Annotated in this window: 14 protein-coding genes; 12 read left to right on the forward strand and 2 right to left on the reverse strand. The window is 72.6% G+C overall.

Annotated features, from left to right (window positions below; genetic code table 11):
- Window positions 1-11: 11 nt before the first annotated feature.
- Together ABZ490_RS00565 and ABZ490_RS00570 are read left to right on the forward strand one after the other, a co-directional pair.
- Complete coding sequence (locus ABZ490_RS00565; RefSeq protein ID WP_358982374.1) at window positions 12-536, forward strand: hypothetical protein; 525 nt, start codon at window positions 12-14, stop codon at window positions 534-536.
- A gap of 8 nt (window positions 537-544) precedes the next feature.
- On the forward strand, window positions 545-3,097 hold the full coding sequence (locus ABZ490_RS00570) for an immunoglobulin I-set domain protein (RefSeq protein WP_358982376.1): 2,553 nt from the start codon (window positions 545-547) through the stop codon (window positions 3,095-3,097).
- 155 nt (window positions 3,098-3,252) lie between these two features.
- Here ABZ490_RS00570 and ABZ490_RS00575 read toward each other — a convergent pair whose 3' ends face one another.
- The gene (locus ABZ490_RS00575) at window positions 3,253-4,533 is read right to left on the reverse strand and encodes an MFS transporter (RefSeq protein WP_358982944.1); all 1,281 of its coding nucleotides are present in this window, start codon (window positions 4,531-4,533) and stop codon (window positions 3,253-3,255) included.
- Window positions 4,534-4,678: 145 nt separating this feature from the next.
- Complete coding sequence (locus ABZ490_RS00580) at window positions 4,679-5,461, reverse strand: IclR family transcriptional regulator (protein ID WP_358982378.1); 783 nt, start codon at window positions 5,459-5,461, stop codon at window positions 4,679-4,681.
- Window positions 5,462-5,568: 107 nt separating this feature from the next.
- Here ABZ490_RS00580 and ABZ490_RS00585 point away from each other — a divergent pair, with 107 nt between their 5' ends.
- The 10 genes from ABZ490_RS00585 (at window position 5,569) to ABZ490_RS00630 (ending at window position 15,063) form a co-directional block, all read left to right on the forward strand.
- Window positions 5,569-6,516, forward strand: coding sequence for a 5-dehydro-4-deoxyglucarate dehydratase (locus tag ABZ490_RS00585; protein WP_358982380.1), 948 nt, complete (start codon window positions 5,569-5,571; stop codon window positions 6,514-6,516).
- Window positions 6,513-7,802, forward strand: coding sequence for a glucarate dehydratase family protein (locus tag ABZ490_RS00590; RefSeq protein WP_358982382.1), 1,290 nt, complete (start codon window positions 6,513-6,515; stop codon window positions 7,800-7,802). The genes ABZ490_RS00585 and ABZ490_RS00590 overlap by 4 nt, the downstream gene beginning before the upstream one ends.
- Window positions 7,803-7,968: 166 nt before the next feature.
- Window positions 7,969-9,117 carry a PfkB family carbohydrate kinase gene (locus ABZ490_RS00595; protein WP_358982384.1) on the forward strand — a complete coding sequence of 383 codons (1,149 nt, stop codon included), beginning with the start codon at window positions 7,969-7,971 and terminating at the stop codon, window positions 9,115-9,117.
- 137 nt (window positions 9,118-9,254) lie between these two features.
- Entirely contained in the window at window positions 9,255-10,313 is a 1,059-nt protein-coding gene (locus tag ABZ490_RS00600; protein WP_358982386.1) for a PhoH family protein, read from the forward strand.
- A 12-nt stretch (window positions 10,314-10,325) separates the two neighbouring features.
- On the forward strand, window positions 10,326-10,823 hold the full coding sequence (gene ybeY / locus ABZ490_RS00605; RefSeq protein WP_067244387.1) for an rRNA maturation RNase YbeY: 498 nt from the start codon (window positions 10,326-10,328) through the stop codon (window positions 10,821-10,823).
- Window positions 10,820-12,127, forward strand: a complete 1,308-nt coding sequence (locus ABZ490_RS00610; RefSeq protein WP_358982389.1) for a hemolysin family protein — start codon at window positions 10,820-10,822, stop codon at window positions 12,125-12,127. Before ybeY ends, ABZ490_RS00610 begins: the two co-directional genes overlap by 4 nt.
- Window positions 12,124-12,483: an MmcQ/YjbR family DNA-binding protein gene (locus tag ABZ490_RS00615; RefSeq protein WP_358982391.1), complete on the forward strand. Its 360-nt coding sequence runs from the start codon at window positions 12,124-12,126 to the stop codon at window positions 12,481-12,483. The genes ABZ490_RS00610 and ABZ490_RS00615 overlap by 4 nt, the downstream gene beginning before the upstream one ends.
- Before the next feature lie 44 nt (window positions 12,484-12,527).
- Window positions 12,528-12,881, forward strand: a complete 354-nt coding sequence (locus ABZ490_RS00620) for a cytidine deaminase (protein WP_358982393.1) — start codon at window positions 12,528-12,530, stop codon at window positions 12,879-12,881.
- Between the two features lie 208 nt (window positions 12,882-13,089).
- Complete coding sequence (locus ABZ490_RS00625) at window positions 13,090-13,560, forward strand: hypothetical protein (protein WP_358982395.1); 471 nt, start codon at window positions 13,090-13,092, stop codon at window positions 13,558-13,560.
- Window positions 13,561-13,731: 171 nt separating this feature from the next.
- Window positions 13,732-15,063, forward strand: a complete 1,332-nt coding sequence (locus ABZ490_RS00630; RefSeq protein ID WP_358982397.1) for a beta-xylosidase — start codon at window positions 13,732-13,734, stop codon at window positions 15,061-15,063.
- Window positions 15,064-15,140 lie beyond the last annotated feature (77 nt).

Below are 15,140 nucleotides of genomic sequence, written 5' to 3' on the forward strand. Positions count from 1 at the left end.
AGAGGACCCCCATGAGAATCCCCGCCGCTCGCGCCGCACTCGCCGTCGCCGCAGCCGGTGCCCTGACCCTGGGCCTCGCGACCTCCGCCTCCGCCGCCACCTCCACCCGCACGGTCGTGGACGGCGGCACCACCTACACCCTGTCCCTCACCGCACCGGACACCGCCGCCGCCTCCGGCCAGGTCATCACGGTCTCCGGCTCCGGGTACAACACCAGCCAGGGCATCTACGTCGGCCTCTGTGTCGTGGACGGCGCGGCGGGCGTCAACAAGCCCAGCCCCTGCCTCGGCGGCCAGGACGAGAGCGGCTCCACCGGCGCCTCGCACTGGATCAACAACACCTTCGGCGGGCTCTTCGCCAACAGCTCCACGTTCGGCACCGGCGGCACCTTCAGCGTGAGCATCTACGTCAAGGCCACGCTCGACGACGGCAGCGTCTGCGGCGAGGACGTGACGTGCGCGGTCGTGACGCGTGCCGACCACTTCGACACCAACGACCGCAAGTACGACGTCCACGTCCCGATCACCTTCCAGTGAGGCAGGCGGTGGCGCCCACCACGCCCGGACGCCCGGCGGCGCTGCTCGGCGCCGCCGCCCTGGTGGCCGCCTCCGTGACCGTCGGCGCGCTCGTCGCCGGTCCGGTCGCGCAGGCGGCCGACACCCCTCGTACCGCTCTCGGCAAGGACGGGCAGAGACTCACCGTCTCCGCCTCCGCGCACCTCGACCCGGCCGGCGAGACGCTGCGGGTCACCGGTTCCGGCTACGACGCCACCAAGGGCGTCTACGTCGCCGTCTGCAAGGACAACGGCGACAACCGCATCCCCACCCCCTGCCTCGGCGGCGCCGACCAGACAGGCGGCAGCGGGGCGTCGCGGTGGATCGTCCCGAAGGGCTCCACCGAGGCCCCCGCCGGGGTCGCCGAGGAGTGGGGCGACGGCGGCACCTTCGACGTCGGACTGGCCGTCACCGGCAAGGACAGCGGCCTCGACTGCACCCAGGTCGCCTGCTCGGTCATCACCCGCGTCGACCACAACGGCACCGGTGACCGCTCCCAGGACGTCCGCATCCCGATCACCTTCCAGGGCCAGGACCCCGGCGACGGGGACGACGGCGGCGACGGCGTGGACGTACCGGCCGGGACCGTCACCTACACCCGGGCCGCCGAGTTCACCACCGCCGGCCGCCCGCTGGACCTGCTGCTGCACCCCGACTCCGGGAAGCTGTACGTCGGTGCGGACGACATCACCGACACGGCCGGGGTGAGCGAACAGGGCCTCTACGCCCTCGACCCCGCGGACGGGAGACTCCTGAGCCATGTCCAGCAGGCCCCCGGCTCCACGGGCGCCCTCGCCAACCGGGTCGTCCGCCGGATCGCCGCCCCGCTCGCCGGTGACGGCGTCGTCTTCCACTACCCCCTCCGCGGCATCGGCACCGCCAAGGACGGCGACGCCACCGCCAAGGGCGTCTGGCTGTCCGGCACCGAGATCACCGGCGTCGGACCGGGGACGAAGGCCGGCACCACGCTGGTCGCCCAGGGTGCCGTGATCTCCGAGATCGACGCGGCCACCGGCGCGGTCGTCGACGGCCGTACCCTCACCCTCGCGGGCGGCGGCGACGCGTTCGGTGTCGACCTCGCCCACCGGGCGGCCTGGTCCAGCGACCGTGCGAACGGCACCCTCCGCCGGATCGACCTCGACACCTTCACGGTGACGGCGACCGTCGACATCCCGGCCGAGCAGGTCACCTTCGTCGAACCGGACCCGGTCACCGGCCAGGTGTGGGTCGGTAGCACCACCTCCGTCCTGGTCTTCGACAAGGACGGCAAGAAACGCGCCACGCTGACCGGCACCGACCGCCCCACCGCCGCCGCCTTCGACGCCACCACCGGTGAAGTCTTCGTGCTGCGCGAGGACTTCGGCACCGCCGAGGACAACGGCGCCGACAACAACGGCGCGTTGGAGGTCTACGACGCTACGACCCTCCAGCCGGCCGCCGAACCGCTCGTGCTGCCCGGCAGCCGCGCCGGCGCCTACGCGGGCGTGGCCGTCACTCCGGGCGCCGCCTCCGTCTACGTCACCGACCAGGCGGAGAGCAAGGTCCTCGGACTGGACCGGCGGATGTCCCCGAAGGTCGTCCAGTCCCCGACCGACCAGAGCGTCACGGCCGGCGACGAGGTGACCTTCGTCGCCTCCGCCGACGGCACCCCGGAGCCCACGGTGAGCTGGAGCGTCAGCCCGGACGGCGGGCAGACCTGGACGAGGATCGAGGGCGCGACGGGGAACGCGTACTCCTTCACCGCGAAGGCCGCCCAGGACGGGTACGCGTACCGCGCCGAGTTCCGGAACGGGGTCGGCACCACCCGCACCGCGCCGATCACCCTGACCGTGAGGGAGTCCGGCACCGGCGGCACCGGCGGCCACGACGGCGAGGAGCAGGCCCCCTCCGGCACCCGGACCGTCACCGGCTCCGAGGGCCAGAGACTCACCGTCACCCCCGTCAACGGCCTCGCCACCGAGGGCCAGACCCTCAAGGTCACCGGCTCCGGCTACGACACCGGCAAGGGCATCTACGTCGCCCTCTGCGTCGACAACGGCGACGGCGAACTGCCCACCCCGTGCATCGGCGGCGTCGACATGATCGGCGGCTCGCACAGCTCGGCCTGGATCTCCTCGAACCCGCCCGACTACGGCGAGGACCTGGCGATCCCGTACGGCACCGGCGGCACCTTCGAGGTGGAGCTGACCGTGGACGCCGCGGACGAGTTCACCGACTGCTTCGAGGCGGCCTGCGTCCTCGCCACCCGCGCCGACCACACCCTGTCCGGCGACCGCTCCCAGGACGTGAAGGTCCCGGTCGCCTTCGTCGGCCAGGACCCGGTCGCCACGGACGACGGCACGACAGACAGCGGTGGTACCACCACGTCCGGCGGCACCGGCACGAGCGGTACCAGCGGCGACTCGGGCACGACCACCACCGGCTCCGCCTCGGGCGGCAGCCTCGCCGCCACCGGCGTCACGGTCGGCACGGTCGCGGGCCTCGCGCTGCTGCTCACGGCGGCGGGCTGGTACGTCTGCCGACGGGCGGGGGCGGCCCGGTAGGACCGCTCAGCTTCCGGATCCCGGTGCGGCGCCTGCCTGCCGGGGTCCGGCCGTGTCGTAGGCGTCCGGCGCCGGGACGGCCGGGGCGTCCACCTCGATCTCGACGACGGGCGTCCCGCCCCGCCGGCGTATGGCCTGCGGCCCGGTAGGACCGCTCAGCTTCCGGATCCCGGTGCGGCGCCCGCCTGCCGGGGTCCGGCCGTGTCGTAGGCGTCCGGCGCCGGGACGGCCGGGGCGTCCACCTCGATCTCGATCTCCACGACGGGCGTCCCGCCCCGCCGGCGTACGGCCCCCGGAAGCACCCGACGTCCGCTCGCGTGCAGCGCCACCCCGGTCATCGGCACGGCGACCACGAGCAGCGCGGCGCCCAGCACCAGGCCCATCACGGGGAACCCGGCCTGCGCGGAGAGCACGCTCCCGGTGAGCGGACCGGCCGCCGTGCCGAGCGAGCCCGCCGAGCCGACCAGCACCGCCCAGCGCCCGCGCGGGTCCAGCGAGGCGGCCAGCCCGATGACGTACGACAGGACGACCGGGTAGAGCACGTTCCAGACGATCTGGCCGGCCGCGAAGCCCGCCGGGGTGGTGGCCGAGGCGTTGCCCGCGACGCAGGCCGCGATGAGGACGGTCCCGAGCCCGATCGGCAGCGCCCGGCCCAGACGCGCCCCGAGCGCCCCGGCGGCCAGCACACCCGTGAGCCCGGCGCCCAGCGCCACCGCGAACACCGCGCCGACGGCCGCCTCGCCGAGGTGGGCCTGCGTCAGCCCGATCCGTCCGCTCACGCCCCAGAGGGAGTTCTGCACCAGCGACCAGAACGGCATGGCGGCCGCCAGCACCAGTCCCGCCCGCAGGTGGGGCAGCGGGACCCGGACCTTGGGCAGCGCGGGGTCGGCGGATGCGCCGCGGCCGGGCAGACGCCCCGTCAGCGGCCATACGGCGAGCGCGGTCAGCGCGATCGCGGCGAGCGGCTGTCCATGCCCCGCGCCGAGGTGCGGCACCGTCAGATAGACGGCCCCGGCGAGCGCGGACACCCCGAGCAGGCCGAGGGTGGAGGCGCGGTGCGGGTCGGGCTCGGCGGCGATCCGGGTGGCGGCGACCGCCGTGGCCGTACCGGAGCCGAAGCCGCCGAGGACCGCGCCCGCGACGACGGCCGGGACCGAACCGGCCAGTGCGGCCCCGCCGTAGCCGAGCACCGCGAGCAGCAGTCCGGCCCGGGCCATGGTCCGGGCGCCGATCCGCTCCACCCGGGAGGCCAGCAGGAAGCCGGCCGAGGAGGAGGCGAGCAGCAGCGCGCTGCCGACGGCGCCCGCCTCGGTGGCGGTCAGGGGCAGCCCGGCGTCCAGCCGGCCGACCACGGTCGGCAGCAGATAGGGGGCGAGATACCCGGCCGTGAAGAGGGCGACGAGGGGCCAGGGGACGGGGGTGCGGCGGGCGAACACGGGCATTCCTGCAAGGCGAGAAGAGGCGGCTCGGGGCAATTCATATCAAGCGGGCGCCGCCCGAAAAAATTGAGGATGCATGATCTGGGTCACACCCTGTTTACCAGGGGAGACATCGGGTAGACGAGGGCCTTTTCGACGCTCTCTAACGCCAGTTCACGGCCCCGGCGGCCCCCGGCCCCGCCGCCTCGATCCTGGCGCGGGTCTCCCGCATCACGGCGACGATCCGCTCCTCGTGTCCGGCCGTCAGACGGGCCAGCGGCACCGAGCAGCTGATCGCGTCCTGCGCCGGATGCTCGTACCGCAGCGCGAAGCCGAAGCCGACGATCCCGGTCACGCCCTCCTCGCGGTCCACGGAGTACCCCCGCGCCCGCACCCCGGCCAGGTCCGCCCGCAGCGACTCACGGCTGGTGTGCGACTTCGGGGTGAGCGCCGCGTAGGGCCCCTCGGGCAGTTCGCCGTCGGGGCGTTCGGCGAGCAGCGCCTTGCCGAGGGCGCCGACGTGGGCGGGGAGGCGGCGGCCGACGCGGCTGATCGTGCGCAGATACGCGTGCGACTCACGGGTGGCGAGGTAGGCCACGTCCCGCCCGTCCAGCCGGCCCAGGTGGATCGTCTCGCCCAGCGCGTCGGAGGCCTCGTCGAGATACGGCCGCACCAGGCGCACGCGCGGATCGGAGTCGAGGTAGCTGGTACCGGTCAGCAGGGCGTGGATGCCGATGCCGTACAGCGAGCCGGTGACGTCCGTGCGCACCCAGCCCCGGCCGATCAGGGTCTGCAGCAGCGCGTACATCGAGCTGCGCGGCACGCCCAGCGCGTCCGCCAGCTCCTGGAGCCGCGCCGGGCGGTCCCCGCGCTCGGCGAGCAGTTCCAGCAGCTCGACCGTGCGCGCGGCCGACTTCACCTCGCGGACACCGCCTGTCTCCGACATGTCCCGATCGTAAGCGGGGTCGCGCACGGCATTGACGGGGCGTCGTTCGCGTATCTAATCTCCATCTTCATACGTGGATACATATGGGATGGCGTCTACATAGGGAGATGAAGCAGGTGGGCCTCGACACCGACACGGTCCGGAGACTGCGGGAGGGCATGGCGGCGGGCGTGCTGTCCTTCCCGCTGACGAGCTTCCACGAGGACGGCTCCCTCGACCCCGACGGCTTCCGCGCCCATGTCGCCGGCCGACTCGCCGCCGGTCCCGGAGGCCTCTTCCCGGCCTGCGGCACCGGCGAGTTCTTCTCCCTCGACGAGGACGAGTACCGCACGGTGGTGCGGATCGCCGTCGAGGAGGCCGCGGGACGCGTGCCGGTCGTCGCCGGGACCGGCTACGGCTGGGCCCAGGCCGCCCGCTTCGCCCGCATCGCCGAACAGGAGGGCGCCGACGCCCTCCTCGTCCTTCCGCACTACCTCGTCGCCGCCCCGCAGGACGGCCTCGTCGCCCAGCTGGAGCAGCTCGCCGCCCGCACCCGCCTCCCGCTCGTCGCCTACCAGCGCGGACAGGTCGCCTACGGCGTCGACGCCTTCCGGCGGATCACCGCGATCCCCACGGTCGTCGGCCTCAAGGACGGCCACAGCGACCTCGACCGCCTCCAGCGCCTCACCCTCGCCGCCCCCGAGGGCTTCCTGTTCTTCAACGGCGCCGCCACCGCCGAGATCCAGGCCCGCGCCTACGCCACCGTCGGCGTCCCCGCCTACTCCTCCGCCGTGCACGCCTTCGCACCCGAGATCGCCGGCGCCTTCTTCACCGCGCTGCGGGACGGGGACGCGGGCACCGTCGACAAACTCCTGCGCGCGTTCTACGTCCCCCTCGTCGAACTCCGCGACCGGGCACCGGGCTACGCCGTGTCCCTCGTCAAGGCCGCCGCCCGGCTGCGCGGCGCCCCCGTCGGCCCCGTCCGCGCCCCGCTCACCGACCCCTCGGCCGCCGACCTGGCCGACCTCAGGACCCTTCTGACCACCGGACTCGACCTCGTGGGAGCCGCCCTGTGAACCTCACCGTCACGGACGTACGCCTGACGCCGATCCTGGTCGCCGACCCGCCGCTGCTCAACACCCAGGGCGTCCACCAGCCGTACACCCCCCGGCTGATCGTCGAGGTGGAGACCGCCGACGGTGTCGTCGGGGTCGGCGAGACGTACGGCGACACCAAGTACCTGGAGCTGGCCCGCCCGTTCGCCGAGCGGCTGATCGGCCGTCAGGTGAGCGACCTGAACGGGCTGTTCACGATCGCCGACCAGGTGGCGGTGGACTCCTCCCGGGTCTCCGGGCAGGTCGACGTGGGCGGACTGCGCGGGGTCCAGACCGCCGACAAGCTGCGGCTGTCCGTCGTCTCCGGCTTCGAGGTCGCCTGCCTCGACGCCCTCGGCACCGCCCTCGGGCTGCCCGTGCACGCGCTGCTCGGCGGCAAGGTCCGCGACGCCGTCGAATACAGCGCCTACCTCTTCTACAAGTGGGCCGCCCACCCCGAGGGCGTGTCCGGAGAACAGGACGACTGGGGCGCGGCCCTCGACCCCGCCGGGGTCGTCGAGCAGGCCCGGCGCTTCACCGAGCGCTACGGGTTCACCTCCTTCAAGCTCAAGGGCGGGGTCTTCCCGCCCGACGAGGAGATCGCCGCCGTACGCGCCCTCGCCGCCGCCTTCCCCGGACACCCGCTGCGGCTCGACCCCAACGGGGCCTGGAGCGTCGAGACCTCGCTGAAGGTCGCGAAGGAACTCGGGGACGTCCTCGAATACCTGGAGGACCCGGCGCTCGGCACGCCCGCCATGGCCGAGGTGGCCGCGGGGACCGGCGTACCGCTCGCCACCAACATGTGCGTGACGACCTTCGCCGAGATCCAGGAGGCCTTCACCCGCGGGGCCGTGCAGGTCGTCCTCTCCGACCACCACTACTGGGGCGGGCTGCGCAACACCCAGCAGCTCGCCGCGGTCTGCCGGACCTTCGGCGTCGGGGTGTCCATGCACTCCAACACCCACCTCGGCATCTCGCTGGCCGCCATGACGCACGTCGCGTCCACCGTGCCGGACCTCCACCACGCCTGCGACTCCCACTACCCGTGGCAGTCGGAGGACGTCCTGACCGAGCGCCTCACCTTCGACGGCGGCAAGGTCACCGTCTCCGACGCGCCCGGGCTGGGGGTCGAGCTCGACCGGGAGAAGCTCGCGGTGCTGCACCGGCGCTGGCTGGACGACGACGGGGCGCTGCGGGAGCGGGACGACGCGGCGGCGATGAGGGTGGCCGACCCCGGGTGGGTCACGCCCTCGGTGCCTCGCTGGTAGGTGCCGCTTGCTGTTCCCGCTCGTTCGGCTGCGGGCCGTGGGGGCCGATCGCGCCCACGCGGCGGAGCCGCACATCGATACAGCCCCGCGCCCCTGGGGGGTTGCAGGCGTCCGGTGTTCCTGTGGTGCAGACTGGCCAGGTCCGTACCACGTCAGGGAGCGCACCGTGACCGCCGCCGCCGCGTCCACCGGAGAGGGACACCACCGTCAGAGGGGCCAGGCCGCCCTGGTCGATCCCCTGGTCGCCCGGCGGGCCCCCGGAGACCCGCCCTGGGACGTCTACCTCACCGGCACCGTCTTCCTCGACATCATCTTCACCGGCCTCGACTCCGCCCCCGTGCGCGGCACCGAGTCCTGGGCGCGCGGCATGGGCTCCAGCCCCGGCGGCGTCGCCAACATGGCCACCGCGCTCGCCCGCCTGGGCCTGCGCACCTCCCTCGCCGCCGCCTTCGGCGACGACCACTACGGCGAGTACTGCTGGGACGCCCTCGAACAGGGCGAGGGCATCGACCTCGCCGCCTCCCGCACGGTCCCCGGCTGGCACTCGCCCGTCACCGTCTCCATGGCCTACGAGGGCGAGCGGACCATGGTCTCCCACGGCCACGAACCGCCCCCGGAGGCGATGCTCGTCCACGGCGGCGCCCCCGACCGCCCGCCGCACGCCCGCGCCGCCGTCGCCTCCCTCACCCCCGGCAAGCGCGATGCCTGGATCGCCGGGGCCGCCGCCCGCGGCACCCGGGTCTTCGCCGACGTCGGCTGGGACGACACCGGCGCCTGGGACCTGGCCGGCCTCGCCGACCTGGAACACTGCGAGGCCTTCCTGCCGAACGCCGAGGAAGCCATGCGCTACACCCGCGCCGACTGCCCCCGCGCCGCCGCCCACGCCCTCACCGCGCACGTGCCGCTCGCGGTCGTCACCCTCGGCGCCGAGGGCGCCTACGCGGTCGACGGACGCACCGGCGAGACCGCCGAGGTCCCCGCGATCGCCGTCGAGGCCCTCGACCCCACCGGCGCCGGGGACGTCTTCGTGGCCGGGTTCGTCACCGGCACCCTCGCCGACTGGCCGCTCGCCGACCGCCTCGCCTTCGCCGGCCTCACCGCGGCGCTCTCCGTCCAGGAGTTCGGCGGCTCGCTCTCCGCCCCCGGCTGGGGCGAGATCGCCGCCTGGTGGCGCCGGGTCCAGTCGGTCGAGGGCCAGGCCCCCGAGGCGCTGCGCCGGTACGCGTTCCTGGAGGCCCTGCTGCCCCGGGAGGAGACCACCCCCTGGCCCCTGCGCCGCGCGGTCCCGACGATCGGTTTCGGCCGCTCGGCGTAGGCCCGGCAGGGGTCGGCGGTCCACCGACAAAACCCCATGGCGTTGTCAGCCCCCTGGCGTACCCTGGAACACGCCAGGCCGCCCCAGTGGCAGGCGAGACGCATCCGGGAGGACGTAGAGGCCCTCGTGGCCGGCCTATGACTCAGACACCCACAGCTCACACGCCCGCGCAGGGCAAGGCGAGAGCACACTTCACCGTTCCCGCCCAGCACCCCATGGTGACCGTGCTGGGGTCCGGCGACTCCCTCCTGCGCGTGATCGAGACGGCTTTCCCGGCGGCCGACATCCACGTCCGGGGCAATGAGATCAGCGCTACCGGCGACCCACGGGAAGTCGCCCTCATCCAGCGCCTGTTCGACGAGATGATGCTGGTGCTCCGCACCGGGCAGCCGATGACGGAGGACGCAGTGGAACGCTCGATCGCCATGCTGCGGGCGAGTGAGAACGGGACGAGTGACGGCCAGGAGACCCCGGCCGAGGTACTGACTCAGAACATCCTGTCCTCGCGCGGTCGCACCATCCGGCCCAAGACCCTCAACCAGAAGCGGTACGTCGACGCGATCGACAAGCACACGATCGTCTTCGGCATCGGCCCCGCCGGTACCGGCAAGACGTACCTGGCCATGGCGAAGGCGGTCCAGGCCCTGCAGTCCAAGCAGGTCAACCGGATCATCCTGACCCGCCCGGCGGTCGAGGCCGGCGAACGCCTCGGCTTCCTGCCCGGCACGCTCTACGAGAAGATCGACCCCTATCTGCGCCCGCTGTACGACGCGCTGCACGACATGCTGGACCCGGACTCGATCCCGCGGCTGATGGCCGCCGGGACGATCGAGGTCGCCCCGCTGGCCTACATGCGCGGCCGTACCCTCAACGACGCCTTCATCATCCTGGACGAGGCCCAGAACACGAGCCCCGAGCAGATGAAGATGTTCCTCACCCGCCTCGGCTTCGACTCCAAGATCGTGATCACCGGTGACGTGACGCAGGTCGACCTGCCCAACGGCACCAAGTCCGGTCTGCGCCAGGTCCAGGACATCCTGGAGGGGGTGGAGGACGTGCACTTCTCCCGGCTGTCGTCCCAGGACGTGGTCCGGCACAAGCTGGTGGGCCGTATCGTCGACGCGTACGAGAAGTACGACAGCACCAACGGCACGGAGAACGGCACCCACAAGGGCGGCCGGACCAAGCGGAAGTAGACAAGCCAGCACATGTCGATCGACGTCAACAACGAATCCGGAACCGAGGTCGACGAGCAGGCGATCCTCGACATCGCCCGCTACGCCCTCGCGCGGATGCGCATCCACCCGCTCTCCGAACTCTCGGTGATCGTCGTGGACGCCGACGCCATGGAACAACTGCACATCCAGTGGATGGACCTGCCGGGGCCGACGGACGTCATGTCCTTCCCGATGGACGAGCTGCGTCCGCCGTCGAAGGACGACGACGAGCCCCCGCAGGGCCTCCTCGGCGACATCGTGCTCTGCCCCGAGGTCGCCGCCAAGCAGGGCACCGAGGCGCCCACCCAGCACTCCATGGACGAGGAGCTCCAGCTGCTCACCGTCCACGGAGTGCTGCACCTCCTCGGCTACGACCACGAGGAACCGGACGAGAAGGCCGAGATGTTCGGCCTCCAGGCGGCCATCGTGGACGGCTGGCGCGCGGAGAAGGGCCTGACCGGCCCGTCCCCGGCGCCGACCGTCTCATGAGTCCCACCCTGATCGCCGGCGCGATCGCCCTGGTCGTCGTCGCCTGGCTCGCCGCCTGCGCGGAGGCGGGCATCGCGCGCGTCTCCAGCTTCCGCGCCGAGGAGGCCGTACGGTCCGGGCGGCGCGGCAGCGCCAAGCTCGCCCAGATCACCGCCGACCCCACCCGCTACCTCAATGTGGCGCTGCTGGTGCGCGTCGCCTGCGAGATGGCGGCCGCGGCCCTGGTGACGTACGCCTGTCTGCAGGAGATCGACGGCACCGCCCCGGCGCTGCTCGCCGCGATCGGCGTGATGGTCCTCGTCTCGTACGTCGCGGTCGGGGTCTCCCCGCGCACCATCGGCCGCCAGCACCCGCTGAACACCGCGACGGCGGCGGCGTACATCCTGCTGCCGCTGGCCCGGATCATGGGCCCGATCCCCTCGCTGCTGATCCTCATCGGCAACGCGCTCACCCCCGGCAAGGGCTTCCGCCGCGGCCCCTTCGCCTCCGAGGCGGAGCTGCGCGCCCTGGTCGACCTCGCCGAGCAGGAGTCCCTCATCGAGGACGAGGAGCGCCGGATGGTGCACTCCGTCTTCGAGCTCGGCGACACCCTCGTCCGCGAGGTCATGGTCCCGCGCACCGACCTGGTCGTCATCGAGCGGTACAAGACGATCCGCCAGGCCCTCACCCTCGCCCTGCGCTCCGGTTTCTCGCGCATACCCGTGTCCGGGGAGAGCGAGGACGACATCGTCGGGATCGTGTACCTGAAGGACCTGGTCCGCAAGACGCACATCAGCCGGGACGCCGAGTCCGACCTCGTCTCCACGGCCATGCGGCCCGCCGCCTTCGTGCCCGACACCAAGAACGCCGGCGATCTGCTGCGCGAGATGCAGCTCCAGCGCAACCATGTCGCCGTCGTCATCGACGAGTACGGCGGCACGGCCGGCATCGTCACCATCGAGGACATCCTCGAGGAGATCGTCGGCGAGATCACCGACGAGTACGACCGTGAACTCCCGCCCGTCGAGGACCTCGGCGACGACCGCCACCGGGTCACCGCCCGCCTCGACATCACCGACCTCGGCGAGCTGTACGGCCTGGAGGAGTACGACGACGAGGACGTGGAGACCGTCGGCGGACTGCTCGCCAAGGCCCTCGGCCGGGTCCCCATCGCCGGGGCCGCCGCCGTGGTCGACCTGCCGGACGGCCGCGCCCTGCGGCTCACGGCGGAGGCCGCGGCCGGCCGCCGGAACAAGATCGTGACGGTACTGGTGGAGCCCGTCGAGCGGCCCTCGGACGGGACGCGGGAGGAGAAGCCGGAGTGACCCCCGAGCAACTGCGCGCCCTGTGCCTGTCCTTCGAGGCGGCCGAGGAGGACTTCCCCTTCCGGCCCGAGATCTCCGTCTTCAAGGTCCTCGGCAAGATGTTCGCGCTGAGCTGGACGGACCAGCGTCCCCTGAAGGTCAACCTCAAGTGCGACCCCGAGGACGCGGTCCGGCTGCGCACCGACCACCCCGGCCTGATCGCCCCCGGCTACCACATGAACAAACGCCACTGGAACACGGTCACCGTCGACGGCGACCTCCCCGAACGGCTCGTCCGCGAGCTGGTCGAGGACTCCTACGACCTGGTGGTGGCCGGCCTGCCCCGCGCGGAGCGCCTCCGCCTGGACCGCCCCTGAGGGCCGAGCGGGGGAAAGGGCCGGCCGCTCCGTATGCTCGGACCATGACCGACAGCAACGCGCTCGACCCCGAGGACCGCAAGATCGTCACCCTGGCCCGTTCGGCGCGGGCCCGCAACGGTGTACCCGAGGGGGCGGCCGTACGGGACGACACGGGACGCACCTATGTCGCCGGGACGGTCGAGCTGCCGTCGCTGCGGCTGAGCGCGCTGCGGACGGCGGTGGCGATGGCGGTGGCGTCGGGAGCGGCGTCGCTGGAGGCGGCGGCGGTGGTGAGCGGGGCGGAGGCCGTCACCGAGGAGGACCTGGCGGCCGTACGGGACCTGGGCGGGCCGGAGACACCGGTGCTGCTGGCTGCGCCGGACGGGACGGTCCGGAGCACCACGCCCGCGGGCTGACGGACCTTCGACCCACCGTTCGACGGGGCTTCCGCCCACCTTTCAACTCGGCCTGAAATCGACCTTGCCGTCGTCCCGTCCCTCCCGCATCAATGGAGCCGTAAGTTCCGACGGACCGTCAGATTCACCCCCCACCGGGCCCGGTGACCGCACCCACCGTCCCGCTCCCGACGCCCGTCTCCCCACATCCGGGAAGGAGCCGGAACTCATGAGCAAGCGAATCGGATCAGGTGCGGCACTGCTGGCCGGGGCCCTCGCGGTCACCGGGCTGGCTCTCGCGCCCTCGGCCGCCGCCGTCACCCCGACGACGGCGACCATCACCGCGAGCTGCGGCATCTTCGGCGGCGGGGCGGCCACGCTCACCGCCACGCAGTCCGGTACCTCGGCGACCATCACTCTCACCTCCTCGATCACCACCCCTCTCGCGCTCAGCGCCAACAGCATCAATTCGACGCTCACGATGGCGAACTCGACCGGTTCCGCACGCGTCTTCAGCGGATCCGTCAACCCGGCCATGGCGGCCGGCGCCACGATCACCGTCGGCCCGCTGCCCGGCACCGTGGCCTCGGGTGACAAGCTCGACTTCAACGGCGGATCGCTGAAGATGGTGATCCTCGGCATCACCGTCACCTGTACGACGAGCGCGGCACAGGTGCCGGGGCCGTTCGTGTTCAACTGATAACGGCCGGAAATCCGATCGACGGACCGTCGGTTTCCGAGCGGGACCAGGAAGCTGACGGTCCATCAGTTGACATCCCCGTCTCCATTGACTTCTGGCGCGATCCCACCCTCAATGCCCCCTACGGCGCAGAAGAGCCGCTGCGCCCGCACCCTGGAGGAGGGGGCAGACATGGGTTCACCCCGAAGTGCCCGAGGTACCCGAAGACGGCGCTGGGCTTCGCTGCTCGGGGCGACCGCGCTCGCGGTCACCGCGGGCGGCGCGCTCGCGTGCCCGGCCGGCGCCGCCGACAACGTGGACTTCGCGACGCACTGCATTCCGCCGGCGATCGCGGGCATCCCGCCGATCGACGGCACCACCACCGCGAAGATCACGGTGGACAACACCAGCCCCAAGGTCGGCGACACCGTCACCGTGACCTACACGGTGGTCAAGGCCGCCGCGAGCAACCCCACCGTGATCGACCTGCCGGCCGACATCATGACGCCGACCGGAGTGGTCGCCCTCGGTGGCGCGCAGACCGGCAACGTCACCGTCGCGGGCCCCAAGAAGAACGACCCGGTGCCCGGCAACGGCGCCTTCCCGTCGTTCTCGATGACCGGCACGTTCACGGTCACCTCGCCCGGCGCGATCACCCTCTCGCCCGGCGACTACAACATCCACACCAGCTACATCCTGGAACTGGACACCGTCTGCACGGTGACCAACCCGCCCGCCCCGGTGTCGGAGACCGTCACCGCCGCGGACAACCCGCCCGCCAACACCCGTAACCTCGGACTCGGTTCGGCCTCCGGCGGCCCGGGAGACCCCGTCTCCTTCACCGGCGGCGGCTTCACCGCGGGCGCGACGGTCACCGTCGCCGGGCGCTCCGGATCCGACGAGACCGCGGACAGGACCACCGTCACCGCGGACTCCTCGGGCAGCATCTCCGGCTCGCTCGTCGTCAACGACCTCACCACCACCGGGATCGTGGCGTACGAGGGCAGTGCCTGGAGTTCCGACCTGGGCACCTCGACCGCCGCGTACGTCGTCATCGACGACACGCCGATCCCCGAGGGCAGCCAGAAGCTGACGACGACCGTCAAGGCGGGTGACCTGTCCATGGAGCAGTCCGGGGACAGCGTCGCGATGTCCACGGTCGACTTCGGCTCCGGCGACCCCTCGACCGGCGACCTCAACGCGGTGACGGTCAAGGACTACCGCGGCGGACCCGCGGGCTGGTCCCTGACCGGCAAGGTCACCGACTTCAGCGGACCCGGCGCCAAGATCGACGCCGGCAAGCTGAGCTGGACGCCCACCTGCACCACCAAGGCGGACAGCCCGAGCACCTGCGTGGCCGGCTCGTCCGGCGTCGTGGGCAGCGCGGGGGCGACCCTCGCCTCCACGCCGGACGGCACCCTCACCGGTGGTGAGTTCACCGCGAAGGCCGGACTCTCCCTCGACGTACCGGCGTTCACCCCGCCGGGCTCGTACGCCGGTGTCCTGACGCTCACGCTCACCTGAACCACCCGTCCTCGCGGTGGCCGGGCGGCCGCCCCACAGGCCCGCACCCGCCCGCCCACCGAGCCCGTCCCATCACC

Source organism: Streptomyces sp. NPDC005811, from assembly GCF_040630405.1.
GTDB lineage: Bacteria > Actinomycetota > Actinomycetes > Streptomycetales > Streptomycetaceae > Streptomyces.